Origin of the sequence: Streptomyces sp. NPDC032472 (assembly GCF_040636955.1) — a bacterium.
In the GTDB taxonomy this organism is placed as follows: domain Bacteria; phylum Actinomycetota; class Actinomycetes; order Streptomycetales; family Streptomycetaceae; genus Streptomyces.
Genome location: NZ_JBEZVK010000010.1, coordinates 36,481 through 60,870 on the forward strand (window position 1 = coordinate 36,481; position 24,390 = coordinate 60,870).

The window sequence follows — 24,390 nt, forward strand, 5'->3', positions numbered from 1 at the left end:
CCTTCGCCGTGGCGCGAGGGGACGGGGCAGCGCGTCGCGGTGAGCCCGGCCGGTCAGCGGCCCGCGCGGTTCACGGCGGAGATGACGGCCTTCATGGAGGCGCGGGTGGTGTTGGCGTCGATGCCGATGCCCCACAGGACGCGGCCGTCGATGGCGCACTCGATGTAGGAGGCGGCGACGGCGGAGGCGCCCTCGCTCATCGTGTGCTCGGTGTAGTCCAGCAGGCGGGCGTCGACGCCGATGCCGGCCAGCGCGTCGAAGAAGGCCGAGATCGGACCGTTGCCGGTGCCGCTCAGGACCGTCTCCACACCGTCCACGACCGCCTCGACGGTCAGCGTGTCGGTGCCGTCCTTGTCGGTCGCCGTCGAACCGGAGCGCAGCTGGATGCGGCCCCACGGGTTTTCCGGGTTGGGCAGGTACTCGTCCGAGAAGATGTCCCAGATCGCCTTCGGCGTGACCTCGCCGCCCTCGGCGTCGGTCTTGGCCTGGATGATCCTGGAGAACTCGATCTGCATGCGGCGCGGCAGGTCCAGCTTGTGGTCGTTCTTCAGGACGTACGCGATGCCGCCCTTGCCGGACTGCGAGTTGACCCGGATGACCGCCTCGTAGGAGCGCCCGACGTCCTTGGGGTCGATCGGCAGGTACGGGACCGCCCACTCGATCTCGTCGACGGTCTTGCCCTGGGCGGCCGCGTCGGCCTCCATGGCGTCGAAGCCCTTCTTGATGGCGTCCTGGTGGGAGCCGGAGAAGGCCGTGTAGACCAGGTCGCCCGCGTACGGGTGGCGCGGGTGGACCGGCATCTGGTTGCAGTACTCGCTGGTGCGGCGGATCTCGTCGATCTGGGAGAAGTCGATCTGCGGGTCGATGCCCTGCGAGAACAGGTTCATGCCCAGCGTGATCAGGTCGACGTTGCCGGTGCGCTCGCCCTGACCGAACAGGCAGCCCTCGATGCGGTCGGCGCCGGCCATCAGGGCCAGCTCGGCGGCGGCGACGGCGGTGCCGCGGTCGTTGTGCGGGTGCACGGAGATGCAGATGTGCTCGCGGCGGGTCAGGTTGCGGGCCATCCACTCGAAGCGGTCCGCGTGCGTGGACGGCGTCGAGCGCTCCACGGTGGCGGGCAGGTTCAGGATGATCTCGCGGCCGGGGCCGGGCTGCCAGACGTCGCAGACGGCCTCGCAGACCTCCAGGGCGAAGTCCAGCTCGGTGTCGGTGAAGATCTCCGGGCTGTACTGGTAGCCGAAGACGGTCTCGGGGCCCAGCAGCTTCTCGGCGTACTCCATGACCAGGCGGGTGCCGTCGACGGCGATCTGCTTGATCTGCTCCTTGGAGCCGCGGAAGACGACCCGGCGGAAGGTCGGGGCGGTCGCGTTGTACAGGTGGACGGTGGCGCGCTTGGCGCCGACCAGCGACTCCACGGTCCGCTCGATCAGGTCCTCGCGGGCCTGGGTCAGCACGGAGATGGTGACGTCGTCCGGGATCGCGCCCTCTTCGATGATGGAGCGTACGAAGGCGTAGTCGGTCTCGCCGGAGGAGGGGAAGCCGACCTCGATCTCCTTGTAGCCCATGCGCACCAGCAGGTCGAACATCTCGCGCTTGCGGGCGGGGGTCATCGGGTCGATCAGCGACTGGTTGCCGTCGCGCAGGTCGGTGGAGAGCCAGCGGGGCGCCTTGGTGACGCGGGCGTCGGGCCAGGTACGGCCCGGCAGGTCGACCTGCTCGTAGAAGCCGTACTTGTGGATCGGCATGCCGGAGGGCTGCTGGGTGTGGGTCGCGTTGGTGATGGGCGTGGGGCGACCGACAAAAGGCTGCTGGCTCATGACGTTGGGCTCCTCGCGTGTCCGCGTGTAGTTCGCTGGGACGGCCGACTTCCGGTCGTAAAAACCGCAACACCAAACTCCGCGGGGAGGGGGTCGGCCTACGACTACAGACCCTCGCCGCGGCAGCTAAGAAGAAGCAGCCCGAAACGCATGATGGACCGAGCCTAGCCGAGCCGCGCCGTGACGCGAGGACCTGTTTCAGTATGCAAGACCCCCCTGTCCGATTTATACCAAATGTGAGCTACGTCTCTGCCGCCCGCCCGAGGTCCGGCCGATCCGTCAATGCGCCGCGACCGCTTTCAGACAACCGAATGAATCATGGTTGCAGGTAGTGACAGTGACGTGACCCGCTGCCACATTGCCGGGATGGATGCCTCCCACGCTTTCGCCTCCGCCCACGGCCTCGGCCGCACCCACCGCCACCCGGTGTTCTGCACCGTCGTGCCGCCGCACCTCCTCGACAAGGCCGCCCGGTCCGGGATCGCCCGGCGCGCCGACGCCGCGCTGCGCACCCTCGAACACGACGCCGCCCTGCGCACCCGGCGCCGGATCACCGCCGTCCGGGCCGTGGCCCCGACCGCGGCGGCGTCCGCCGGCGACGATCCGCACCGGACGATCTACGACGCCCAGCACCGCACCCGGCTGCCCGGCAGGAAGGTCCGCGCCGAGGGCCAGGACCCGGTCAAGGACGCCACCGTCAACCGCGCGTACGCCGGCCTCGGCGCCACGTACGAGCTGTTCCTGAAGGCCTTCGGGCGGCGCTCGATCGACGGCGCCGGGCTGGCCCTCGATGCGAGCGTCCACTACGGCCAGGACTACAACAACGCCTTCTGGGACGGCAGCCAGATGGTCTTCGGCGACGGGGACGGCGACCTCTTCGTCGACTTCACGGTGTCGGTGGACGTCATCGGCCACGAGCTGACCCACGGCGTCACCCAGTACACCGCCAACCTGGAGTACCACGGCCAGTCGGGCGCGCTGAACGAGTCGATGTCCGACGTCTTCGGCTCGCTGATCAAGCAGTACTCGCTGGACCAGACCGCCGAGGAGGCCGACTGGCTGATCGGCGCCGGACTGCTCGGCCCCGACGTCAGCGGGGTCGCCCTGCGCTCGATGAAGGCCCCCGGCACCGCGTACGACGACGACGAGCTCGGCAAGGACCCGCAGCCGGCCACGATGGACGGCTACGTGAAGACCTCCGGCGACAACGGCGGCGTCCACATCAACTCCGGCATCCCCAACCACGCCTTCTACCTGGCCGCCACCGAGCTCGGCGGCAAGGCCTGGGAGCGGGCCGGGCTGATCTGGTACGACACGCTGACCGGCGGGGAGCTGGCCTCCGACGCCACGTTCGCGGACTTCGCGCGCCTGTCGACGGCGGCCGCCGTCGCCCGCTTCGGCGAGGGCGGCGCGGAGCACCAGGCGCTGCAGAAGGCGTGGTCCACGGTCGGCCTGGGCTGAGCGGCGCCTTCCGGGACGGCAACCAGGGTAGAAAGGCGGGCATGCGGATTCTGGTGGTGCGGACGGGCGGTTTCGCGGGCATCGAGCGCCGGGCCGAGGTGGACACCTCGGGCCGGCCCGACGAGGACGAGTGGCGGGCCCTCGCCCAGCTGGCGCTGCGGCCCGCCGCGCCGCCCTCGGCCGCGGCCCGGGTACGCGACGGCTTCTCGTACCGGATCACGGTCGACGGGCGGACGGTGACCTGCCACGATCCGCACCTGTCCGACGCCCAGCGGGCCCTGATCTCCCGGGTCCTCAAAGAAGGTGCCTGAGCAGGGCGCCTTTGTTTGTATGGCCGGATGACACCCGCCTTCTTGTCCCGGCTCGAGCAGTACTACGACACCGTGCCGCGCGTGGGAGGGGCGCGGGCCGAGGACTTCGGCCCGCTGACCCTCTTCGTCCGCCAGGGCGCGGGCTGGCCGTACTACGCGCGGCCCGCCCTCGGCAGCTCCGGCGCCGGCCCGGCCGACGTGCAGCGCGTCCTGGCCCGCCAGAAGGAGCTGGACGTCCCCCGGGCCTTCGAATGGGTGGCCGAAACCAGCCCCTGGCTGCGGGCCCCCGTCGAGGCGGCCGGGCTGCACGTCCACGCGCATCCGCTGATGGTGCTGGAGCCGTCCGCGCCGCGGCCTCCCGCGCACCCGGACGTCCGCCTCCTCGGCGCGGACGACCCGCTCCTCGGGGCCGCGGTGACGGTGACGGCGCTGGCCTTCGCCGACCCGGGAACCGCCGTCGGCGCGGCGGGGCCGGCCGAGCTCGCCGCGGCGACGGCCGATCCCGCCGCCGAAGCCCGCCGGGGCGCGGTGTCGGAGATGCTGGCGTCCGGCCGCACGGCCCTGGCCGTGGCGGTGCAGGACGGCGTGGTCCTGGCCGCGGGCCAGTACAACCCGGTCGGCGACGTCGCCGAGGTCGCCGGCGTCGGCACCCTCCCGGCCGCGCGCCGCCGCGGCCTGGCCCTCGCCGTCACCTCGGCCCTGGTCGCCGACGCCCTCACCCGCGGCGCCCGTACGGTCTTCCTCTCGGCCGGCGACGAGGCTGTGGCCCGGATCTACGCCCGGGCCGGCTTCCGCACGGTGGCCACGGCCCTGATCGCGGAACCCGCGGCGGACGGGGAGACGGCCGGGGCGTAGCGGGCCCCGGCTGCGCGGGGGGCTTGCCGAAACGGCAAAGGTCTTTGGCGGTGCTGCGGCGGGCGGCGCAGCATCGGGGACGTAGGCAGCCCCTCGACCGAGCAGAGGAAGGGACCCCCGTGTCCGAGCACAGCCCCCGCCGGAAGCACACGCATTCCCACGACGACCACGCCCACCACCACGCCGGGACCCCGTCCGGGCCGCCCGCCGGTGACCGCGAGTTCTGGGACTCCCGCTACAGCGAGAGCGACCGCATCTGGAGCGGCAGGCCCAACGCGGACCTCGTCCGCGAGGTCGGGGGACTCGCCCCCGGCCGCGCCCTCGACCTCGGCTGCGGCGAGGGCGCCGACGCCGTCTGGCTGGCCCGCCGGGGCTGGCGGGTCACCGGGACCGACATCTCGGGCGTGGCCCTGGAGCGGGCGGCCGCACACGCCGCCGAGGCGGGCGTCGCCGACCGCGTCGAGCTGCGGCAGCACGACCTCGCCGAGTCCTTCCCCGCCGGGGAGTTCGACCTCGTCTCGGCCTGCTTCCTGCACAACTACGGGGACTTCCCCCGGGCCCGGGTCCTGCGGACCGCCGCGGCGGCCGTGGCCCCCGGCGGGATCCTGCTGGTGGTCGGCCACGGCGGGTGGGCCACCTGGCAGCAGGAGGAGGGGCGCCCGGGGATCGACTTCCCGACCCCGGGCGAGGTCCTCGCCCAGCTGGAGCTGCCCGAGGGCGCCTGGGAGGTCCTGCGCGCGCAGGAGTACGTACGCGAGCAGCACAGCCCCGACGGCCGGCCCGGGACCCGGGCCGACAACACCGTGAAGGTGCGCCGGCTCCCGTAGGGCAGCCAGGCTCCGGGGACGGAAAGGCTCTAGAAGCCGAGCTTGCGCAGCTGCTTGGGGTCGCGCTGCCAGTCCTTGGCGACCTTCACGTGCAGGTCCAGGAAGACGGGGGTGCCGAGCAGCGCCTCGATGTGCTTGCGCGACTTCATCCCGACCTCCTTCAGGCGGGAGCCCTTCGGGCCGATGATGATGCCCTTCTGGCTCGGCCGCTCGATGTAGACGTTGGCGTGGATGTCGAGCAGCGGCCGGTCCGCCGGGCGGTTCTCCCGGGGGATCATCTCCTCCACCACGACGGCGATGGAGTGCGGGAGCTCGTCGCGCACGCCCTCCAGGGCGGCCTCGCGGATCAGCTCCGCGACCATCACCATCTCGGGCTCGTCGGTGAGGTCGCCCTCCGGGTACAGCGGCGGGCTCTCCGGCAGCATCGGCGCGATCAGGTCGGCCAGCAGCTGGACCTGGTTGTCGCCGACGGCGGAGACGGGGACGATCTCGGCCCACTCGATGCCGAGCTCGTCGCCCAGCTGCTGGATCGCGATGAGCTGCTCGGCGAGCTGCTTGGACTCGACCAGGTCGGTCTTGGTCACGATGGCGATCTTGGGGGTCTTCTTGATCCCCGCGAGCTCCTTGGCGATGAACTTGTCGCCGGGCCCGAGCTTCTGGTCGGCGGGCAGGCAGAAGCCGATGACGTCGACCTCGGCCCAGGTGGTGCGCACGACGTCGTTCAGCCGCTCGCCGAGGAGCGTGCGCGGCTTGTGCAGACCCGGGGTGTCGACCAGGACGAGCTGGGCGTCGGGGCGGTGCACGATGCCGCGGACGGTGTGGCGGGTGGTCTGCGGCCGGTTGGAGGTGATCGCGACCTTGGTGCCCACGAGTGCGTTGGTCAAGGTCGACTTCCCCGCGTTGGGGCGGCCGACGAAGCAGGCGAAGCCCGCACGGTGCGGGCCGGTGGACTCGGGGGAACGATCGCTCATACGGGCCATTCTCCCCGATGCCGCTCCCCGCGCCGACCAGGCCGTCACGAGAGGGTCAGGGTGAGGACCGCCGTGTACGCTCCCGGCGGGGTGTAGGGCGGGATGTGCAGGGTGACCTCCGCGTCCACCGTGAAGGTGCCGCCGGCCTGCGCAGCGCCGGCCTGCGCGCCGTTGACCTGCGCGCCGCCGGCCGTGGTCGCGAGGACCGCGCCCTGCGGGCCGACCGTCCCGGCGCTGCCCGGGGTGCAGCGGCCGGGACCGCCCGCCGCTGCCGTGCACCGCGGGGTCCAGCTCAGCGAGGCGCCCGGGACGCGGACGCCGTCCGGGCCCGTGAGCTCGGTGATCCTGCCCGTCAGCGTCCATCCGGCCGCCGGTCCGCTGCGGGCGTCCTCGACCGTGACGGTGCCGATCCGGCCGGGCGCGGCGGCTCCGCTCCCGTACGCGACCCGGCCCAGGGTGATCGCCTCGCCCGCCTGGCTCATCGTCAGCCCGCCCGGACCCGGCTCCACCACCGCCGCCATCCGCTGCGTGCCGGCCGGCGGCCGTACGGGGACCGGGTCCAGGACCGTGTACGCCGCCGGGCCCGAGCCCTGCTGCGCCGACCAGGCCGTGCCCTCGTACGCGACGACCGCCGTGGTCTCCCGGTCGGTGACCGGGAGCTCCGCCCGGACCGTGCCCTGCACGTCCGCCGTGGCGCGCACCCGGTCCGCGGTCTCGGCGGCGCCCGCCCGGCCGGCCACCGTGACGGGCGCGCCGGGGGCGAAGCCGGCGCCGGTGACGGTGACCCGGGATCCCGGTTTCCCGGCGGCGGTGGCGAGCGAGACCGACCGGAGGTTGGCCCGGGGCAGCGGGGTCGCGGTGAGCCGGGCGGAGACCGGGCTCCCGGTGGTGGTGCAGACGGTGTCGAGGCCGAGCAGATGCCTTGTGTGCAGGGTGTAGCCGGCCGGGGCGAGGGTGATCTCGCCGGGAGCGGTGGCGGTGAACGTGCCGGTCATGGTGAGGGCGGGCAGGGCCGCGCCGGCCGGGACCGGGTCGTGGCGCCCGGCGCCGACGACGGTGACCGCGCCGGTCTGCGCGCCGCCCAGCAACACGCGCCCGGTGGGGATCAGGGCGTCGGCCGGGAGCTCGGCGGACAGCGGGTTGACGGCCGGGGTGCGTGCCACCCGGTACGTCACGGTCACCGTGTCGCCGGCGCGGGGCCGGGGGTTGTCGACGGCGATCCGGGCCGTGGTCGGGCCGTCGGCGGGCGGGAGCCCGCTCTCCTCGGGCGGGAGGCAGTGCGTCGGGAACTCCACCCGGCCCGGCAGCGCTTCCCCGTCGGCCGCGGCAGGCGGGCCCAGCGCGCCCCCGGCGGCGGCCGCGAGCGCGGCCAGGCCGAAGGCCGCCGACCATCTCGTGCTGCCCGCCGCTCTTCGCACTGCCCGCCCCCAGGGTTCTCCGTCGCGCCGAGGTGGGGCCATTCACGAGCGGGCCGCGGGAGAAGTCAATGCACGCCCCCGGCAGCAACTGATGGCCCATCAGGAGATGGCAGGATCCGCCCCTCCTGCCGTGGACCCCGCCCTGAACGTGCGCCGGTACGCCGTCGGACTCACGCCCAGCGCGGCCTGCACGTGCTTGCGCAGCGACTGGGCCGTCCCGAACCCCGCTTCCCGGGCCACCTGTTCCATCGGCAGGTCCGTCTGCTCCAGCAGGCCCCGCGCCCGCTCCACCCGCTGCCCGACGATCCATTCGCCGGGGCTGATCCCGGCCTCCTCCCGGAACCGGCGGGTGAAGGTCCGTACCGACATGGACTCCTGCTTCGCCAGATCGGCCAGCCGCACCGGCTCGTGCAGCCGGTCCAGCACCCAGGCGCGGGCCGTGGCGGTGCTGGCGAGCTGGGGCTGCGGCACGGGCCGCGCGATGAACTGGGCCTGCCCGCCGTCCCGGTGCGGCGGTACGACGGTCCGCCGGGCCACGTCGTTGGCGACGGCCGCACCGTGGTCGCGGCGCACGATGTGCAGGCACAGGTCGATGCCTGCGGCGACCCCGGCGGAGGTCAGCACGTCCCCGTCGTCGGTGTACAGCACGCCGGGGTCCACCCGTACGGCCGGGAAGAGGCGCTGGAAGTGCTCGGCGTGGGACCAGTGGGTGGTGGCGGGTCGGCCGTCGAGGCGGCCCGCGGCGGCGAGGACGTAGCCGCCGGTGCAGATGGAGACGAGCCGGGTGCCGGGCCGGATCCGGGTGAAGGCAGCCGCGAGCTCGTCGGTCAGCACGCCGTCCTCGTACACCGGCCCGAGCTCGTACGAGGCGGGCACGACGACGGTGTCGGCGGTGGCGAGCAGTTCGGGGCCGTGCTCGACGGCGATGGTGAAGTCGGCGTCCGTCTGCACGGGGCCGGGGGCGAGTGCGCAGGTCAGGATCTCGTACAGGGGCTGCCCGGCGGCGTCCTTGGCGCGGCCGAAGATCCGGTGCGGGATGCCGAGTTCGAAGGGCAGCAGGCCGGTGAGGGCGAGGACGGCGACACGGTGCACGGCGGTCATGGCCCGATCGTATCGAAGGGTGTCGGTCAGGCCACTGTCGTGCGGGGGCTTCCTGGCCGGATCCTGACGGCGTGACGCAGACAGCCCCCTCCTCCACGCCCCCGGCCACCCCGGCCTCCGAGCTCCCCACCGGCCTCCCCTCCGACCCGTCCTCGCCGCCCGCCGCCGCGCGCGGGCGCATCCACCGGGCCTGGTTCGTCGCGGCCGTCACCTTCGTGACGATCATCGGCGCCGCCGCCTTCGCCTCCCTGCCCGGCCTGCTCATCGAGCCGCTGCACGAGGAGTTCGACTGGTCGCGGGGCACGATCGGCTTCGCCGTCTCGGTCAACCTGGCCCTGTACGGGCTCACCGCACCCTTCGCCGCGTCGCTGATGGACCGTTTCGGCATCCGCCGGGTGGTGGCGGTGGCGCTGCTGGTGATCTCCGCCGGCTCGGTCGCCACGGTGTGGATGACCGCCGCCTGGCAGCTGGTGCTGTTCTGGGGCGTGCTGGTCGGCCTGGGCAGCGGCTCCATGGCACTGGCGTTCGCGGCGACCGTGACCAACCGCTGGTTCACCGCCCGGCGCGGGCTGGTCACCGGCATCCTGACCGCGGCCGGGGCCTCCGGCCAGCTGGTCTTCCTGCCGCTGCTGTCCTGGCTGGTGGAGCACCACGGCTGGCGGCCGGCCGCGGTGACCGTCTCGCTGGCGGCGCTGTCGGTGGTCCCGTTCGTGTGGCTGCTGCTGCGCGACCACCCGGCCGACGTGGGCCTCGCCCCGTACGGCGGCGCCTACACGGCGAAGCCGGTCCCGGCGGCGGGCGCGGCCCGGCGGGCGCTGGCGGTGCTGTTCCGGGCGGCGCGGACCGGCCCGTTCTGGCTGCTGGCGGGCACCTTCGCGATCTGCGGCGCCTCGACCAACGGGCTGGTCAAGACGCACTTCGTGCCCGCGGCCCACGACCACGGCATGCCGGTGACGGCGGCCGCCGGGCTGCTGGCGGTGATCGGCGTGTTCGACGTCGTCGGCACGATCGCGTCCGGCTGGTTCACCGACCGGTTCGAGGCGCGGCGGCTGCTGGCCGTCTACTACGCCCTGCGCGGGGTCTCGCTGCTCTTCCTGCCGATGCTGCTGGCGCCGTCCGTGCACCCGCCGATGGTGTTCTTCATCGTCTTCTACGGGCTGGACTGGGTCGCCACGGTCCCGCCGACGATCGCGCTGTGCCGCGAGCACTACGGGGACGACAGCGCGATCGTCTTCGGCTGGGTCCTGGCCTCGCACCAGGTGGGCGCCGCGGTGGTGGCCTTCCTGGGCGGCCTCGCGCGGGACGTCTTCGGCAGTTACGACCTCGTCTGGTACACCTCGGGGGCGCTGTGCGCGATGGCCGCGCTGATGGCGATGGTGATCCGGCGCGGCCGGGCCGCCGCCGCAGCCGCGGCTCCGACGGCCGCGTAGGCCGCCGGGGATGCGAGGCAGGAGGGGGCGGGGTCAGCCGGCCGGGGTGGCGGACTTCAGGGTGCCGTCCGGGCCGGCCAGCAGCACCGGGGTGTCCGGGCCGCCGAGGTCGCGGACGGCGGCCCGGTCGGCGTCGGCGACGGCCTCCGCCGCGCTGACCACGGCCGCGGCCTCCAGGGACTCGGCTCCGCTCGCCACCGCCATCGCGACCGCCGTCTGCAGCGCGCTCAGCTTGAGGGAATCCAGCTCCACCGTGCCCGCCACGTACGTGCGGCCGGTCTCGTCCCGGACGGCCGCACCCTCGGGCACGCCGTTGCGGGCCCGGGCGCTGCGCGCCAGCGTGATGATCTTGCTGTCCTCGGGGCTGATCCCGGTGGTGTCGGTCATGGTCGAAAGCATAGGGAGCGCCCCGGTGCGGCCGTCCAACGGCCCCGCCGGGGCGCCCGTACGCTCCATCCCCCCGCACCCCCCGATGATCATGGAGCGTTACATACCAACATAGGCCTGTAACTCGCAGAAACCTGCGATCCGAAGGTCACGTCATCAAGTGACCTTCGTCCCAGCCGGTGATCTTGGTTCCGGGAGGCTCAGGGCCGGTCCAGCCGCAGCCGCTGAGCCCTCGGCAGACCCGCCACCACCAGGTCGTAGCTGTCCTCGATCAGCTCGCGGACCATGGCGTCCGGCAGGGCGCCGGGCCCGCCCGCGGTCACCGTGTTCCAGTGCCGCTTGTTCATGTGCCAGCCCGGCACGATCGCCTCGTGCTCCTCGCGCAGCCGCACGGCGAGCTCCGGCTCGCACTTGAGGTTCACCGTGAGCGGCTCGGCGTCCAGCGTCGACAGCGCGAACATCTTCCCGAGCACCTTGAAGACCGAGGTCTCGGCGTTGAACGGGAACTCCTCCACCGCGGCGTTGAACTCCAGGCAGAAGGCGCGCAGCTCGGCCGGCGTCATTCGCCCTCCTCGCCCTCGGCCGGATCCGGGGCCACAGGCTCCACCAGCACGGTCACGATCTTGTTCCGGCGGCCGGCCGGGGACTCGGCCGTCAGCCGCAGCGGCCGCCCGTCGGGCAGCTCCACCACCGCCGACGCACCGGCGATCGGCACCCGACCGAGCGCCTTGGCCAGCAGACCGCCGACCGTCTCCACGTCCTCGTCGTCGAAGGCCTCGACCTTGAACAGCTCGCCGAGGTCGGTGATGTCCAGGCGCGCAGTGACCCGGTAGCGGTCATCGCCGAGCTCCTCCACCGGCGGCAGCTCCCGGTCGTACTCGTCGGTGATCTCGCCGACGATCTCCTCGAGGATGTCCTCGATGGTGACGATGCCCGCGGTGCCGCCGTACTCGTCGATGACGACGGCCACGTGGTTGCGCACCTGCTGCATCTCGCGCAGCAGGTCGCCCGCGTTCTTGGTGTCGGGCACGAACACGGCCGGGCGCATGGCGGTGGAGACCAGGTCGGACTCCGCCTCCCGGGTGATGTGCGTCTTGCGGACCAGGTCCTTGAGGTACACGATGCCGACGATGTCGTCCTCGTTCTCCCCGGTCACCGGGATGCGGGAGAAGCCGGAGCGCAGCGCCAGCGTGGTCGCCTGACGGAGCGTCTTGTACCGCTCGATGCAGACCAGATCGGTGCGCGGCACCATCACCTCGCGCACCAGCGTGTCGCCGAGCTCGAAGACCTGGTGCACCATCCGGCGCTCCTCGTCCTCGATCAGCGACTCCTTCTCCGCCAGGTCCACCATGGCGCGCAGCTCGGCCTCCGAGGCGAACGGCCCCTTGCGGAACCCCTTGCCGGGGGTCAGGGCGTTGCCGATGAGGATCAGCAGCTGCGGGACGGGCCCCATGACGCGGGCGAGCGGGACCAGGACGTACGCGGCGGCCGTCGCCGTGACGAGCGGGTGCTGGCGGCCGATGGTGCGCGGCGAGACGCCGACGGCGACGAAGGACACCAGGACCATCACCGCGATCGCGATGAGCAGCGCCTTCCAGTTCTCGCCGAACTCGTCGAGGCAGACGTACGTGACGAGGACGCCGGCCGCCATCTCGCAGGTGACCCGGACCAGCAGTGCCACGTTCAGGTACCGGGTGGGGTCGACGGCGACCTGCACCAGCTTCGCGCTGCCGCGCCGGCCCTCCCGTACGGCCTGCTCGGCACGGAAGCTGGACACCCGGGCGAGGCCGGACTCGGCGCACGCCGCGAACCAGGCGACGACGACCAGCAGGACCGCCCCGGTGATCAGCTGCGGAGCGGTCACGAGACGGTCGGGGCCGGGGACGGGCCGGTCAGGCCGCGCTCGGCGCGCCAGCCGTCCACGATCGCCGCCTGGAGGCCGAACATCTCGGCCTTCTCGTCCGGCTCCTCGTGGTCGTACCCGAGCAGGTGCAGCACTCCGTGGACGGTCAGGAGCTGGAGCTCCTCGTCCATGGAGTGCTGCGTCGCGGCCTCCTGGCCCTGCTTCTTCGCCACCTCGGGGCAGAGCACGATGTCGCCGAGGAGGCCCTGCGGGGGCTCCTCGTCGTCCTTCGCCGGCGGACGGAGCTCGTCCATCGGGAAGGACATGACGTCGGTCGGGCCGGGCAGGTCCATCCACTGGAGGTGGAGCTGCTCCATCGCGTCCTCGTCGACGACGATGACGGAGAGCTCGGACAGCGGGTGGATCCGCATCCGGGTGAGCGCGTAGCGGGCGATGTCGAGGATCGCCCGCTCGTCGACCTCGGTACCGGACTCGTTGTTGACGTCGATCGACATGGTGCGCTGGGTTCTACTTCCGCTGGTGTTCGTTCCGGGCGGGCCCGGGTGCCCGGCCTTCCCGGCTGTCGTCGTACTTCTCGTACGCATCGACGATACGGCCGACCAGCTTGTGCCGGACCACATCCTCGGACGTGAGCCGTGAGAAGTGGATGTCCGGGATGCCCTCCAGGATCGCCTGGACCTGGCGCAGGCCCGACTTGGTGCCGCCGGGCAGGTCGACCTGGGTGATGTCACCGGTGATGACGACCTTCGAGTCGAAGCCGAGCCGGGTCAGGAACATCTTCATCTGCTCCGGGCTCGTGTTCTGCGCCTCGTCGAGCACCACGAAGGCGTCGTTGAGGGTCCGGCCGCGCATGTACGCGAGCGGGGCGACCTCGATCGTGCCGTTGGCCATGAGGCGCGGGATGGAGTCCGGGTCCATCATGTCGTGCAGCGCGTCGTACAGCGGGCGCAGGTACGGGTCGATCTTGTCGAAGAGGGTGCCGGGCAGGAAGCCGAGCCGCTCGCCCGCCTCGACGGCCGGGCGGGTCAGGATGATCCGGCTGACCTGCTTGGACTGCAGGGCCTGGACCGCCTTGGCCATGGCCAGGTACGTCTTGCCGGTGCCGGCGGGGCCGATGCCGAACACGATCGTGTTCCGGTCGATCGCGTCGACGTACCGCTTCTGGTTGAGGGTCTTGGGGCGGATGGTGCGGCCGCGGTTGGAGAGGATGTTCTGCGTGAGCACCTCGGCAGGGGTCTCCTGCGGGCCGTTGCCGTTGTCGCTCGCCTTGAGCATGGCGATCGAGCGTTCCACTGCGTCCTCCGTCATCGGCTGCCCGGTGCGGAGCACGAGCATCATCTCGTCGAACAGGCGCTGGATCAGTGCGACTTCCGCCGCCTCGCCGATCGCGCTGACCTGGTTGCCCCGAACATGGATGTCGGCCTTCGGGAAGGCCTTCTCGATCACGCGCAGCAGGGCGTCACCGGAGCCGAGCACCGACACCATCGGGTGCGTGGCCGGAACGGTGAAGTGGGCTCGCGCCTGCCCCGGCGCGGGGGTGTGGGCTGTGGATGTCTGAGTCATGGGCCGGCACTGTGGCCTGCACATACCTCCCGTTGAGGGGCCGCGCCGATCGACGACCTCCGGAGTACCAAGGGTACGTCGCCGCGGGGGCATCCCCGAGGGGTTTTCCGGCGGCATCCGCGCAGCCCCGGCCGGGCCGGGAGCCCTGCTGCGGACGGCCCGGCGCGGTCCGGCGCGGTCCGGTGCGGTCCGCGCGGTGCGGCGGCTACGCGGAGTGGCGGAAGCCGATGGTCGGGACGGCCCTGCGGCGGGGGGCGGGGGCCGTGCCGCGCGGGATCAGCTCGTCGAGGAAGGCGTACCGGTCACGCAGGGCGTCGGGGGCCGTGCGCCACCAGTGGGCCACCTCGGGCCAGCCCGGCGCCGACAGGGAGCCGCCGAACTCCTGGACCGACAGGGCCGCCGTCAGGCCCGCGAAGGCCAGCCGGTCCGCCAGCGGCCAGCCGGCCAGGGAGCCGGTGACGAAGCCCGCGACGTAGACGTCCCCGGCGCCGGTGGGGTCCAGGGCGTCCACGGCGATGCCCGGCACGTGCACCGCCTCGCCGCTGCCCGAGTCCACCGCGTACGAGCCCTCCGAACCCATGGTGACCACGGCGACGGGCACCCGTTCGGCCAGCAGCCGGGCCGCCGTTCTCGGGCAGTCCGTGCGCGTGTACCGCATCGCCTCGCCCGCGTTCGGCAGGAAGGCCTCGCAGTGCTCCAGGTCCGCGAGGGCCGACAGGTCCCACCGGCCGCTGTCGTCCCAGCCCACGTCCGCGAAGATCCGCGAGCCGCGGCGGGCGGCCTCGCCGATCCAGCCGTCCTCCCCGGCCGGGCCCAGCGAGGCCACGGCCGCCCGGGCGCGCGGGGGGCACTGCGGGAAGACGCCGGGGCCGGCCGGGGGCGGGGCCTCGTGGCCGTGCGAGACCATGGTCCGCTCGCCCTCGTACGCCATCGAGACGGTGACGGGGCTGTGCCAGCCGGGCACGGTGCGCGACATGGACAAGTCGATGCCCTCGCCCTGCTCCAGCGCGTCCCAGCAGTACTCGCCGTAGTGGTCGTCGCCGAAGGCCGCGGCCAGGGAGGTGCGCAGGCCGAGCCGGGCCAGCGCGGTGGCCATGTTGGCCACGCCGCCGGGGCTGGAGCCCATGCCGCGCGCCCAGGACTCGGTGCCGCGGACGGGGGCCGAGTCGAGGCCGGTGAAGATGATGTCGAGGAAGACCGTGCCGGTCAGGAAGACGTCGCACCCGGGCTCGTGGGGGTCGCGCAGCGGTCCGAGGGGGTCGACTGCTGCGGTGAGGCTGCTGGTGCGGATGTCCCGACTGGTCACGGTTACTCCCCGGTCCGAGCGAAGGGTCGTTTCTGCGAGCGGTCTGCGAGTGGTCGTTCGACGGAAAGCCGACAGCCTTGCCCGTCCCCTCCAGTGCCGAAACCCAGTGTGGCGTACGTCACTGGCCCGCGGCTCCCCTCCGGCACCATCCGGCGCCCTTCACCCCCGGCCGTCTCCGTGAGCCGGCGAGGCGGCCGGGGCGAAGGGTCAGCGGCGCTTGGGGACGGGGACGCGGGCCAGGTCCGCGGCGATGGTCAGCTCGCCCTCGAAGCCGGCCTCGCGGGCCTGGCGCTCGAACTCGGACGGGTCGCCGTAGCGCTGCGAGAAGTGCGTCAGCACGAGGTGGCGGACGCCCGCCTCGCGGGCCACCCGGGCCGCCTGCCCGGCGGTCAGGTGCCCGTGGTCGGCGGCCAGCCGCTCGTCCTCGTCGAGGAAGGTCGACTCGATGACCAGCAGGTCGCAGCCCTCGGCCAGGGCGGTCACGCCGTCGCACAGCCTGGTGTCCATGACAAATGCGAAGCTCTGGCCGCGCCGGAGCTCGCTGACGTCGTCGAGGGTGACCCCGCCCAGCTGCCCGTCGCGCTGGATCCGGCCCACGTCGGGCCCCTTGATCCCGTGCAGGGCGAGCAGTTCGGGAACCATGCGGCGCCCGTCGGGCTCGGTGAGCCGGTAGCCGAAGGACTCCACCGGGTGGGAGAGCCTGCGGGCCTCCAGCGTGTACGAGGGCCCCTCCGCCAGCGCCCCGTCGCGGGCCACCGGCTCCTCGCGCAGCTGCACCGTCTCCCGGTAGGCGGTGGCGTAGCGCAGCCGGTCGAAGAACTTCTGCCCGGACGCCGGGTAGTGCGCGGCGACGGGGTGCGGGACCTGGTCGAGGTTGATGCGCTGGATCACCCCGGCCAGTCCGAGGCTGTGGTCGCCGTGGAAGTGGGTGATGCAGATCCGGTTGATGTCGTGGGCGGCCACGCCCGCGCGGACCATCTGCCGCTGGGTGCCCTCGCCGGGATCGAAGAGGATGCCCTCGCCGTCCCAGCGCAGGAGGTAGCCGTTGTGGTTGCGGTGGCGGGTGGGCACCTGGCTGGCGGTGCCCAGCACCACGAATTCGCGTACGGACACGGTTATCCCGGCGGCCACTGCAGGCCGCGCCCGCCGAGGACGTGCGCGTGCGCGTGGAAGACGGTCTGGCCGGCCCCTGCCCCGGTGTTGAACACGATCCGGTAGCCGTGGTCGTCGACCTTCTCCTGGGCGGCGATCTCGCCGGCCTCGCGCAGCACGTCGGCGGTGACGTTCGGGTCGGCGGCCGCGAGGGAGGCGGCGTCGGGGTAGTGCAGGCGGGGGATCACCAGCACGTGGGTGGGCGCCTGCGGGTTGATGTCCCGGAACGCGACGGTCGTCTCGGTCTCCCGGACCACCGTCGCCGGGACGGTGCCCGCGACGATCTTGCAGAACAGGCAGTCGGCCTGCGGTTCCCCGGCCATTGCTTCGCCTTCCGTGGGTGACGCGGGCGGTGCGCCGACGTCGACGTTGATCAGCTCCGGCATCGTATCCGGCGCCGCCCGGGCCGGGGCCTGCCTTTTCGGCGCGGTCGGCTTACGGGACCGGCGGCTTACGGGACGCACGGCTTACGGGACGGACGGCTTACAGGACCCCCGGCTTGCAGGACCGACGCCCGTCGGTGCCTGCGGCCCCTCAGGACCAGCGGCCGGTCCGGGCCAGCAGGACCGCCGTCGCCGCGGTCCCGGCGGTGGAGGTCCGCAGCACCGAGGAGCCCAGCCGGAAGGGGTGGGCGCCGGCCTCCGCGAAGAGGGCCAGTTCCTCCGGAGAGACACCGCCCTCGGGGCCGACCACGAGGACGATGGAGCCCTTCGCCGGGAGCTCAGCCGTGGCCAGGGCCCCGGAGGGGTGGGCGCGGTCCTCGTGCAGGACCACCGCGAGGTCCGCCTCGGCGAGCAGCGCCGCGACCTGCTTGGTGCTCATCGCCTCGGCCACCTCCGGGAAGCGGACGCGGCGCGACTGCTTGCCCGCCTCGCGGGCCGTACTGCGCCACTTGGCCAGGGACTTGGCGCCGCGGTCGCCGCGCCACTGGGTGATGCAGCGCGAGGCCTGCCAGGGCACGATCGCGTCCACGCCCGTCTCGGTCATGGTCTCCACGGCCAGCTCGCCGCGGTCGCCCTTCGGCAGGGCCTGGACCACGGTGATCCGCACCTCGGGCTCCGCCTCGTGGCCGGTCGCGGAGACCGCCACGGACAGCCGGTCCTTGCCCTCGGCCGCCTCCACGACGGCCTCGGCCCAGCCGCCGCGGCCGTCGGTGAGGACGAGCGCCTCGCCCGGGTTCAGCCGCTTCACGGAGACCGCGTGCCGGCCCTCCGGGCCGTCCAGGACGAACCGGGGCCCCGTGGGGACCTCCTCGACCACGAACACGGGGGCGGTCATGACGTACTCCTCTTCTGCATGTCGTTCAACGTGCTCTGCGCCTCGGCCAGTTCCGCCGCGAGCACCTCCACCAGCTCGCCCGCCGGCAGCGCCCGCGCCAGCCGGTGGCCCTGGCCGGCCCACAGGGCCATGCCCTGCGGGTCGCCGGCCGCGGCGGCCGCCTTGCGCAGGCCCGCGGTCATGTGGTGGATCTGCGGGTACGCGGCCGGGGCGTACGGGCCGTGCTCGCGCATGAACCGGTTCACCAGGCCCCGGGCCGGGCGCCCGGAGAAGGCCCTGGTCAGCTCGGTGTGGGCGAACAGCGGGTCGGTGAGCGCCTTCTTGTGCAGCGGGTGCGCCCCCGACTCCGGGCAGGCGAGGAACGCGGTGCCGAGCTGGGCCGCCTCCGCGCCGGCGGCCAGCAGCGCCGCGATCTGCGAGCCGCGCATCAGCCCGCCCGCCGCGATGATCGGCAGGGCCACCGCCTCCCGTACCTGCGCCACGAGCGCGAGCAGCCCGACCCGGGCCGTGCCGTCGGCCTGCGGGTCGTCGCGGTGGCTGCCCTGGTGGCCGCCCGCCTCGACGCCCTGGACGCAGACCGCGTCGGCGCCGGCCGCCTGCACGGTGCGGGCCTCGTCGACCGAGGTGACGGTGACGACGCTGTACGTGCCGGCCTTGCGCAGGGAGGCGAGGACCGCGGGCTCGGGGCAGCCGAAGGTGAACGACACCACCGGGACCGGGTCCTCGAGCAGGATCGCGAGCTTGGCGTCGTAGCCGTCGTCGCTGGTGCCGAGGGTGTCCTCCTCGGCCAGGGACACGTCGTACCAGCCGGCCTCGCCGGCCAGTTGGCCGCGGTACGCCTCGACGGCGGCCGGGTCGACGTAGCCGGTCTGCGGCATGAGCAGGTTCACGCCGAACGGGCGGCGGGTGAGCGCGCGCAGCCGTTTGACCTCCTGGTACATGCCGTCGGCGGTCTTGTAGCCGCCGGCGAGGAAGCCCAGGGCGCCCGCCTCGCACACGGCGGCGGCCAGCGCCGGACAGGAGGCGCCGCCCGCCATGGGGGCCTGCACGATCGGGTACCGGGTCAGACCGTTCGCTGCCGAGGACATGCAGTGCATCGTGCCATGTCCCGCTCACCGCGCCGAATCACCGCATTCGCCTGGCATAGTCCGCTTCACCGCCCGGGTGCAGGGCCGCCTCCCCGAGCCGGTGCGGGCCGGGCCCGGACGCGCCGCGGGCCCGGCCCGGGGGTTCCCGGACCGGGCCCGCAACAGCGGTCCTGCGGCTCAGCGGCCGTTGAACGCGTCCTTCAGGCGGCTGAACAGGCCCTGCTGGCCCGGCGCGAACTGGCCCATCGGCCGCTCCTCGCCGCGCAGCTTCGCCAGCTGGCGCAGCAGCTCCTCCTGCTGGGGGTCCAGCTTGGCCGGGGTCTGCACCTCGACGTGGACGATCAGGTCGCCGCGGCCGCCGCCGCGCAGGTGCGTCACGCCGCGCCCGTGCAGCGGGATCGACTGGCCGGACTGGGTGCCGGGCCGGACGTCGATCTCCTCCATGCCGTCCAGCGTCTCCAGCGGGCACTTGGTGCCCAGGGCCGCCGCCGTCATGGGGATGGTGACCGTGCAGTGCAGGTCGTCCCCGCGCCGCTGGAAGGTCGGGTGCGGCAGCTCGTGGATCTCGACGTACAGGTCGCCGGCGGGGCCGCCGCCGGGGCCGACCTCGCCCTCGCCCGCGAGCTGGATGCGGGTGCCGTTCTCGACACCGGCCGGGATCTTGACCGTCAGGCTGCGGCGGGAGCGGACCCGGCCGTCACCCGCGCACTCGGGGCACGGGGTCGGGACCACGGTGCCGAAGCCCTGGCACTGCGGGCAGGGGCGCGAGGTCATGACCTGGCCCAGGAAGGACCGGGTGACCTGCGAGACCTCACCGCGCCCGCGGCACATGTCGCACGTCTGCGCGGAGGTGCCGGGGGCGGCGCCCTCGCCGGAGCAGGTGGTGCAGACGACGGCGGTGTCGACCTGGATGTCCTTGGTCGTGCCGAAGGCGGCCTCGTCCAGCTCCAGGTCGAGGCGGATCATGGCGTCCTGGCCGCGGCGGGTGCGCGAGCGCGGACCGCGCTGCGCCGCCTGGCCGAAGAAGGCGTCCATGATGTCGGAGAAGTTGCCGAAGCCACCGGCACCGAAGCCGCCCGCGCCCGCACCGCCCGAGGAGGACAGCGGGTCGCCGCCGAGGTCGTAGACCTGCTTCTTCTGCGGATCCGACAGGACCTCGTAGGCCGCGTTGATCTCCTTGAAGCGCTCCTGCGTCTTCGGGTCCGGGTTCACGTCCGGGTGGAGTTCGCGCGCGAGACGGCGGAAGGCCTTCTTGATCTCGTCCTGCGATGCGTCGCGGCGCACGCCGAGTACGGCGTAGTAGTCCGTGGCCACTTACGACTCCGCCAGGATCTGTCCGACGTAACGTGCCACTGCGCGTACCGCTCCCATCGTTCCGGGGTAGTCCATGCGGGTCGGTCCGACCACGCCGAGTTTGGCGACAGTTTCGCCGCCCGAACCGTAGCCGACCGACACGACGGACGTGGAGTTCAGTCCCTCGTAGGCATTCTCATGCCCGATCCGTACGGCCATGCCCGATTCATTGGCCTCGCCGAGCAGCTTGAGGAGCACGACCTGCTCCTCCAGCGCCTCGAGCACCGGCCTGATCGTCAGGGGAAAATCGTGCCCGGAGCGCGTCAGATTGGCGGTGCCGCCGATCATCAGGCGCTCCTCGGCCTCCTCGGCCAGGGTCTCCAGCAGCGTAGACAGCACGGTCGACACCGTCGGCCGGTCGTCGGGCTCGAAGGACTCCGGCAGGTCCTGCACCAGCTGCGGGACGTCGGTGAACCGGCGGCCCACCACACGGCTGTTGAGCCGCGCCCGCAGATCGGCCAGCGAGGTCTCGCCGAACGGCAGCTGGCAGTCGACGAGCCGCTGCTCGACCCGGCCCGTGTCCGTGATCAGCACGAGCATCAGGCGGGCGGGTGCCAGCGCGAGCAGCTCGACGTGCCGGACGGTGGAGCGGGTCAGCGAGGGGTACTGGACGATCGCGACCTGCCGCGTCAGCTGCGCGAGCAGCCGCACCGTGCGGCCCACGACGTCGTCGAGGTCGACGGCGCCGTCGAGGAAGTTCTGGATGGCCCGGCGCTCCGGCGTCGACAGCGGCTTGACGCCGGCGAGCTTGTCGACGAAGAGCCGGTATCCCTTGTCCGTGGGGATCCGGCCGGCGCTGGTGTGGGGCTGGGCGATGTAGCCCTCCTCCTCCAGCACCGCCATGTCGTTGCGCACGGTGGCCGGCGAGACGCCGAGTCGGTGCCGCTCGGTCAGCGCCTTGGAGCCGACCGGCTCCTCCGTCCCGACATAGTCCTGGACAATGGCGCGCAGCACCTCGAGTCTGCGTTCGCTGAGCATCGCGTGCACACCTCCAGCTGTGATGCGGGTCGTCGTGAGGGTCGTCCGTGGCGTCTGGCACTCGGGTCGCACGAGTGCCAGAGATCCCCCGGTCAGTGTACGGCCGGGTAGTACGCGGCTAGCAAGGGTGGCCCGCCAGGTGGCCCCGCCAGGTAGCGTCGCGGCATGGACGTACGTTGGGAAGAGGCCGGGTGGGAACGGTTGACGCGGAGGACCGGCCGCAGACGCCTTCCGGTGTGGGATTGCACGGTGGGACTGGTGGTCGGCGACGATTCCGTCCTTCTGGTCGACCCCGGTTCGAGCGTCCGCGAAGGGGCGCAGCTGAGGTCCGAGGCGGAGCGGCTGACCGGTCGGCGCGTGACCCATATCGCATTCACGCACGGGCACTTCGATCACGTCCTGGGCGGGGCCGCGTTCTCCGGGGCCGAGGTGTACGGGGCCGTCGGCCTGGACGCCGAGCTCCTCGCGGACCGCGACGGGCTGCGCAGCGACGCGGTGCGCCAGGGCCTGGATCCGGCGGAGGCCGCCGAGGCCGCCGACCTGCTGGTGCCGCCGCGGCACCTGGTGTCGGGCGAGTGGACGCTGGAGCTGGGCGGGGTGCAGGCGCTGCTGGCCAACGTGGGGCCGGGCCACACCGGGTACGACCTGGCCGTCTTCGTGCCGGGCGAGCGGGAGACGGTGTTCTGCGGGGACCTGGTGGAGGAGTCCGGCGAGCCCCAGGCGGGGCCCGACGCGGTGCCGGGGCAGTGGCCGGCGGCCCTGGACCGGCTGCTGGCGCTGGGCGGGGAGGACGCGCTGTACGTGCCGGGGCACGGGGCGGTGGTCGACGCGGCGTTCGTGCGTGCGCAACGCGACACACTGGCGGCGCGTTTCGGCGTGTCGGGCGCCTGAGCGCGCCGGCTCTCCTAGTGTCGGCCGGATGCGTGAGTACTCCCCCGACCTGACCCCGCCGTGGAAGCGCGCCAAGGCCGTGCCGGTGCCCGAGGTGCCGGCCGAACCCGATCTGGTGGTCGAGGTGGCGGGTACGGACTTCTGCGGGGCGGTGGTGGGCTGCGAGGCGGGCACCGTGACGCTGGAGGACCGCTTCGGCAAGCGGCGGGTCTTCCCGCTCCAGCCGGGCGGGTTCCTGCTGGAGGGGGCCGCCGTGACCCTCGTACGGCCCTTGCGGGCCCCGGCCGGGCCGCGGCGCACGGCGTCGGGCTCGATCGCCGTACCCGGGGCCCGGGCGCGGGTGGCGCGGGCCGGGCGGATCTACGTCGAGGGGCGGCACGACGCCGAGCTGGTCGAGCGGGTGTGGGGCGACGACCTGCGGATCGAGGGGGTCGTGGTGGAGTACCTGGAGGGCGTCGACGACCTCCCCGCGGTCGTGGCGGCCTTCGCCCCCGGGCCGGACGCCCGCCTGGGGGTCCTGGTGGACCACCTGGTCCCCGGCTCGAAGGAGTCCCGGATCGCGGCGGAGGTGTCCTCCGAGCACGTGCTGGTGGTGGGCCACCCGTACGTGGACGTCTGGCAGGCGGTGAAGCCCGCCGCCCTCGGCATCACGGCGTGGCCGCAGGTCCCACGGGGGCAGGACTGGAAGACGGGCGTCTGCCGGGCGCTGGGCTGGCCGCCGAACACGGGGGCCGCCTGGCAGCACATCCTGTCCCGCGTGACGTCGTACCGCGACCTGGAACCGCCCCTCCTGGGCGCGGTGGAACACCTGATCGACCACGTCACGGCCTGACGGCCCGCCGCCGCTGTTTGCGCTGCGCGCGCCAGTTCCCCTCCCCGCCCCTTCCCGAAACCGGGGCTCCGCCCCGGACCCGGTTCCGGGCGCTCCGCGCCCGGTGCGCTCAAACGCCGCTCGGGCTGAAATCAGCCCCGGTTTCGGGAAGGGGCGGGGTGGGGAAACGGCTCCGCGCAGCGGGGGCCGCGGGAGCCGCGGCGGTCAGTCGACCAGGGCTCGGACCACCGCGTCGGCGAGGAGCCGGCCGCGGAGGGTCAGGACGGCCCGGCCGTCCGCGTAGGGGGCCGGCTCCAGCAGGCCGTCCTCCAGCGCTCGGTGGGACGCCGCCAGCCCTGCGGGGGCAAGGAGCGACAGCGGGCAGCCGTCCACCAGCCGCAGCTCCAGCAGGATCCGCTCCACCCGCCGGTCCTCGTCGGACAGCAGCTCACGCCCGGCCCCGGGCGACCGCCCCTCGGCCAGCGCGGCCGCATACGCACCCGGGTGCTTCACGTTCCACCACCGCACGCCGCCCACGTGGCTGTGCGCCCCCGGCCCCGCACCCCACCAGTCGGCCCCCCGCCAGTACAGCTCGTTGTGCAGGCACCGCCCGGCCTCCGAGGTGGCCCAGTTGGACACCTCGTACCAGCCGTAGCCCGCCCCGGCGAGCACCTCGTCCGCGATCAGGTAGCGGTCGGCGTGGACGTCGTCGTCGGTCATCGGGACCTCGCCGCGCCGGATCCGCCGCGCGAGCTGCGTGCCCTCCTCCACGATCAGCGCGTACGCGGAGACGTGGTCCGGCCCGGCGCCGAGCGCGGCGTCCAGCGAGGCGCGCCAGTCGTCGTCCGACTCCCCGGGGGTGCCGTAGATCAGGTCCAGGTTGACGTGCTCGAAGCCGGCCCGCCGGGCCTCGGCGACGCACGCCTCGGGGCGCCCGGGCGTGTGCGTGCGGTCCAGCACCTTCAGCACGTGCTGCTTCGCGCTCTGCATGCCGAAGGAGATCCGGTTGAAGCCGCCGGCGCGCAGCTCGGCCAGGTACGCGGGGTCGACGGACTCCGGATTGGCCTCGGTGGTGATCTCGGCGTCGTCCGCGAGCCCGAAGTCCTCGCGGATCGCCGCGAGCATGCGGACCAGGTGCGCGGCGGGCAGCAGGGTCGGGGTGCCGCCGCCGACGAACACGGTGCGCACGGGGCGCGGGTCGTCGCCGAGGACCTTGCGGGCGAGGCGGACCTCGTCGATCAGGGTGTCGGCGTAGTTGTCCCGGGAGGCGAGCACGCCGCCGGTGCCGCGCAGCTCGGTCGCGGTGTAGGTGTTGAAGTCGCAGTACCCGCAGCGCGTGGCGCAGTACGGGACGTGCAGGTAGAAGCCGAGGGGCCGGTCCCCGGCGCCCGCCAGGGCGTGCGACGGCAGGGCGCCGTCCTCGGGCATGGGGTCACCGTCGGGCAGGGCGGAAGGCATGCCCCCATTGTCCCGCACGCCGCCCCGGGCCCCGGCCGCCGGAGCCCGTCCGGCCCCGCCCGGCGGCCCG

24 protein-coding genes are annotated in these 24,390 nt (G+C 73.3%); 7 read left to right on the top strand and 17 right to left on the bottom strand.

What is annotated here, in order from left to right; translation table 11 throughout:
- Positions 1-53: 53 nt before the first annotated feature.
- Positions 54-1,817 (bottom strand): 2-isopropylmalate synthase, encoded by a 1,764-nt coding sequence (gene leuA / locus AB0F11_RS08585; RefSeq protein WP_362169792.1) that lies wholly within the window; start codon positions 1,815-1,817, stop codon positions 54-56.
- A 366-nt stretch (positions 1,818-2,183) separates the two neighbouring features.
- On the opposite strand from leuA, the gene AB0F11_RS08590 reads away from it, so the two are divergent.
- The 4 genes from AB0F11_RS08590 to AB0F11_RS08605 all read left to right on the top strand — a co-directional run bounded on the left by AB0F11_RS08590 (position 2,184) and on the right by AB0F11_RS08605 (position 5,271).
- Entirely contained in the window at positions 2,184-3,278 is a 1,095-nt protein-coding gene (locus AB0F11_RS08590; protein WP_362169794.1) for a M4 family metallopeptidase, read from the top strand.
- Positions 3,279-3,319: 41 nt separating this feature from the next.
- Positions 3,320-3,589, top strand: a complete 270-nt coding sequence (locus tag AB0F11_RS08595) for a protealysin inhibitor emfourin (protein ID WP_362169796.1) — start codon at positions 3,320-3,322, stop codon at positions 3,587-3,589.
- Between the two features lie 27 nt (positions 3,590-3,616).
- Positions 3,617-4,444 carry a GNAT family N-acetyltransferase gene (locus tag AB0F11_RS08600; RefSeq protein ID WP_362169798.1) on the top strand — a complete coding sequence of 276 codons (828 nt, stop codon included), beginning with the start codon at positions 3,617-3,619 and terminating at the stop codon, positions 4,442-4,444.
- 119 nt (positions 4,445-4,563) lie between these two features.
- Positions 4,564-5,271 carry a class I SAM-dependent methyltransferase gene (locus AB0F11_RS08605; protein ID WP_362169800.1) on the top strand — a complete coding sequence of 236 codons (708 nt, stop codon included), beginning with the start codon at positions 4,564-4,566 and terminating at the stop codon, positions 5,269-5,271.
- 29 nt (positions 5,272-5,300) lie between these two features.
- Here AB0F11_RS08605 and era read toward each other — a convergent pair whose 3' ends face one another.
- The 3 genes from era to AB0F11_RS08620 form a co-directional block, all read right to left on the bottom strand.
- Positions 5,301-6,242, bottom strand: a complete 942-nt coding sequence (gene era, locus AB0F11_RS08610; protein WP_361905263.1) for a GTPase Era — start codon at positions 6,240-6,242, stop codon at positions 5,301-5,303.
- Between the two features lie 44 nt (positions 6,243-6,286).
- Positions 6,287-7,660 carry a beta-xylosidase gene (locus AB0F11_RS08615; RefSeq protein ID WP_362169802.1) on the bottom strand — a complete coding sequence of 458 codons (1,374 nt, stop codon included), beginning with the start codon at positions 7,658-7,660 and terminating at the stop codon, positions 6,287-6,289.
- Positions 7,661-7,759: 99 nt separating this feature from the next.
- The gene (locus tag AB0F11_RS08620; RefSeq protein WP_362169804.1) at positions 7,760-8,761 is read right to left on the bottom strand and encodes a helix-turn-helix domain-containing protein; all 1,002 of its coding nucleotides are present in this window, start codon (positions 8,759-8,761) and stop codon (positions 7,760-7,762) included.
- Between the two features lie 71 nt (positions 8,762-8,832).
- Between AB0F11_RS08620 and AB0F11_RS08625 the strand changes: the two genes are divergently transcribed.
- On the top strand, positions 8,833-10,191 hold the full coding sequence (locus AB0F11_RS08625; RefSeq protein ID WP_362169806.1) for an MFS transporter: 1,359 nt from the start codon (positions 8,833-8,835) through the stop codon (positions 10,189-10,191).
- 33 nt (positions 10,192-10,224) lie between these two features.
- Here the strand turns inward: AB0F11_RS08625 and AB0F11_RS08630 are convergent, their stop codons facing one another.
- The 12 genes from AB0F11_RS08630 to hrcA all read right to left on the bottom strand — a co-directional run bounded on the left by AB0F11_RS08630 (position 10,225) and on the right by hrcA (position 21,160).
- Positions 10,225-10,578 carry a cytidine deaminase gene (locus tag AB0F11_RS08630; protein WP_362169808.1) on the bottom strand — a complete coding sequence of 118 codons (354 nt, stop codon included), beginning with the start codon at positions 10,576-10,578 and terminating at the stop codon, positions 10,225-10,227.
- A 200-nt stretch (positions 10,579-10,778) separates the two neighbouring features.
- Positions 10,779-11,141: an MmcQ/YjbR family DNA-binding protein gene (locus AB0F11_RS08635; RefSeq protein ID WP_362169810.1), complete on the bottom strand. Its 363-nt coding sequence runs from the start codon at positions 11,139-11,141 to the stop codon at positions 10,779-10,781.
- Entirely contained in the window at positions 11,138-12,442 is a 1,305-nt protein-coding gene (locus tag AB0F11_RS08640) for a hemolysin family protein (protein WP_362169812.1), read from the bottom strand. Before AB0F11_RS08640 ends, AB0F11_RS08635 begins: the two co-directional genes overlap by 4 nt.
- Positions 12,439-12,936, bottom strand: a complete 498-nt coding sequence (gene ybeY, locus AB0F11_RS08645) for an rRNA maturation RNase YbeY (RefSeq protein WP_362169814.1) — start codon at positions 12,934-12,936, stop codon at positions 12,439-12,441. The genes AB0F11_RS08640 and ybeY overlap by 4 nt, the downstream gene beginning before the upstream one ends.
- A 13-nt stretch (positions 12,937-12,949) precedes the next feature.
- Positions 12,950-14,005, bottom strand: a complete 1,056-nt coding sequence (locus AB0F11_RS08650) for a PhoH family protein (RefSeq protein WP_362169816.1) — start codon at positions 14,003-14,005, stop codon at positions 12,950-12,952.
- A gap of 205 nt (positions 14,006-14,210) precedes the next feature.
- Positions 14,211-15,311: a PfkB family carbohydrate kinase gene (locus AB0F11_RS08655; RefSeq protein ID WP_362169818.1), complete on the bottom strand. Its 1,101-nt coding sequence runs from the start codon at positions 15,309-15,311 to the stop codon at positions 14,211-14,213.
- Between the two features lie 207 nt (positions 15,312-15,518).
- Positions 15,519-16,424, bottom strand: a complete 906-nt coding sequence (locus AB0F11_RS08660) for a ribonuclease Z (protein WP_362169820.1) — start codon at positions 16,422-16,424, stop codon at positions 15,519-15,521.
- A 2-nt stretch (positions 16,425-16,426) separates the two neighbouring features.
- Positions 16,427-16,786, bottom strand: coding sequence for a histidine triad nucleotide-binding protein (locus AB0F11_RS08665; RefSeq protein ID WP_362169822.1), 360 nt, complete (start codon positions 16,784-16,786; stop codon positions 16,427-16,429).
- Between the two features lie 211 nt (positions 16,787-16,997).
- Positions 16,998-17,741 carry a 16S rRNA (uracil(1498)-N(3))-methyltransferase gene (locus AB0F11_RS08670; protein ID WP_362169824.1) on the bottom strand — a complete coding sequence of 248 codons (744 nt, stop codon included), beginning with the start codon at positions 17,739-17,741 and terminating at the stop codon, positions 16,998-17,000.
- Positions 17,738-18,829 carry a nitronate monooxygenase gene (locus AB0F11_RS08675; protein WP_362169826.1) on the bottom strand — a complete coding sequence of 364 codons (1,092 nt, stop codon included), beginning with the start codon at positions 18,827-18,829 and terminating at the stop codon, positions 17,738-17,740. Before AB0F11_RS08675 ends, AB0F11_RS08670 begins: the two co-directional genes overlap by 4 nt.
- Before the next feature lie 177 nt (positions 18,830-19,006).
- The gene (gene dnaJ / locus AB0F11_RS08680) at positions 19,007-20,143 is read right to left on the bottom strand and encodes a molecular chaperone DnaJ (protein WP_362169828.1); all 1,137 of its coding nucleotides are present in this window, start codon (positions 20,141-20,143) and stop codon (positions 19,007-19,009) included.
- Positions 20,144-21,160, bottom strand: coding sequence for a heat-inducible transcriptional repressor HrcA (gene hrcA, locus AB0F11_RS08685; protein WP_362169830.1), 1,017 nt, complete (start codon positions 21,158-21,160; stop codon positions 20,144-20,146).
- A 165-nt stretch (positions 21,161-21,325) separates the two neighbouring features.
- On the opposite strand from hrcA, the gene AB0F11_RS08690 reads away from it, so the two are divergent.
- Entirely contained in the window at positions 21,326-22,051 is a 726-nt protein-coding gene (locus AB0F11_RS08690) for an MBL fold metallo-hydrolase (RefSeq protein WP_361905307.1), read from the top strand.
- A gap of 28 nt (positions 22,052-22,079) precedes the next feature.
- On the top strand, positions 22,080-22,883 hold the full coding sequence (locus tag AB0F11_RS08695; protein ID WP_362169833.1) for a DUF3097 domain-containing protein: 804 nt from the start codon (positions 22,080-22,082) through the stop codon (positions 22,881-22,883).
- A gap of 204 nt (positions 22,884-23,087) precedes the next feature.
- Here AB0F11_RS08695 and hemW read toward each other — a convergent pair whose 3' ends face one another.
- On the bottom strand, positions 23,088-24,290 hold the full coding sequence (gene hemW / locus AB0F11_RS08700) for a radical SAM family heme chaperone HemW (protein ID WP_362169977.1): 1,203 nt from the start codon (positions 24,288-24,290) through the stop codon (positions 23,088-23,090).
- Positions 24,291-24,390 lie beyond the last annotated feature (100 nt).

What these genes read in the sequence shown, in the direction of transcription:
- leuA (WP_362169792.1), bottom strand. Translation starts at nt 1,817, where the DNA reads ATGAGCCAGCAGCCTTTTGTCGGTCGCCCCACGCCCATCACCAACGCG.
- AB0F11_RS08590 (WP_362169794.1), top strand. Translation starts at nt 2,184, where the DNA reads ATGGATGCCTCCCACGCTTTCGCCTCCGCCCACGGCCTCGGCCGCACC.
- AB0F11_RS08595 (WP_362169796.1), top strand. Translation starts at nt 3,320, where the DNA reads ATGCGGATTCTGGTGGTGCGGACGGGCGGTTTCGCGGGCATCGAGCGC.
- AB0F11_RS08600 (WP_362169798.1), top strand. Translation starts at nt 3,617, where the DNA reads ATGACACCCGCCTTCTTGTCCCGGCTCGAGCAGTACTACGACACCGTG.
- era (WP_361905263.1), bottom strand. Translation starts at nt 6,242, where the DNA reads ATGAGCGATCGTTCCCCCGAGTCCACCGGCCCGCACCGTGCGGGCTTC.
- AB0F11_RS08620 (WP_362169804.1), bottom strand. Translation starts at nt 8,761, where the DNA reads ATGACCGCCGTGCACCGTGTCGCCGTCCTCGCCCTCACCGGCCTGCTG.
- AB0F11_RS08630 (WP_362169808.1), bottom strand. Translation starts at nt 10,578, where the DNA reads ATGACCGACACCACCGGGATCAGCCCCGAGGACAGCAAGATCATCACG.
- AB0F11_RS08635 (WP_362169810.1), bottom strand. Translation starts at nt 11,141, where the DNA reads ATGACGCCGGCCGAGCTGCGCGCCTTCTGCCTGGAGTTCAACGCCGCG.
- ybeY (WP_362169814.1), bottom strand. Translation starts at nt 12,936, where the DNA reads ATGTCGATCGACGTCAACAACGAGTCCGGTACCGAGGTCGACGAGCGG.
- AB0F11_RS08650 (WP_362169816.1), bottom strand. Translation starts at nt 14,005, where the DNA reads ATGACTCAGACATCCACAGCCCACACCCCCGCGCCGGGGCAGGCGCGA.
- AB0F11_RS08665 (WP_362169822.1), bottom strand. Translation starts at nt 16,786, where the DNA reads ATGGCCGGGGAACCGCAGGCCGACTGCCTGTTCTGCAAGATCGTCGCG.
- AB0F11_RS08670 (WP_362169824.1), bottom strand. Translation starts at nt 17,741, where the DNA reads ATGACCGCCCCCGTGTTCGTGGTCGAGGAGGTCCCCACGGGGCCCCGG.
- AB0F11_RS08675 (WP_362169826.1), bottom strand. Translation starts at nt 18,829, where the DNA reads ATGTCCTCGGCAGCGAACGGTCTGACCCGGTACCCGATCGTGCAGGCC.
- hrcA (WP_362169830.1), bottom strand. Translation starts at nt 21,160, where the DNA reads ATGCTCAGCGAACGCAGACTCGAGGTGCTGCGCGCCATTGTCCAGGAC.
- AB0F11_RS08690 (WP_361905307.1), top strand. Translation starts at nt 21,326, where the DNA reads ATGGACGTACGTTGGGAAGAGGCCGGGTGGGAACGGTTGACGCGGAGG.
- AB0F11_RS08695 (WP_362169833.1), top strand. Translation starts at nt 22,080, where the DNA reads ATGCGTGAGTACTCCCCCGACCTGACCCCGCCGTGGAAGCGCGCCAAG.
- hemW (WP_362169977.1), bottom strand. Translation starts at nt 24,290, where the DNA reads ATGCCCGAGGACGGCGCCCTGCCGTCGCACGCCCTGGCGGGCGCCGGG.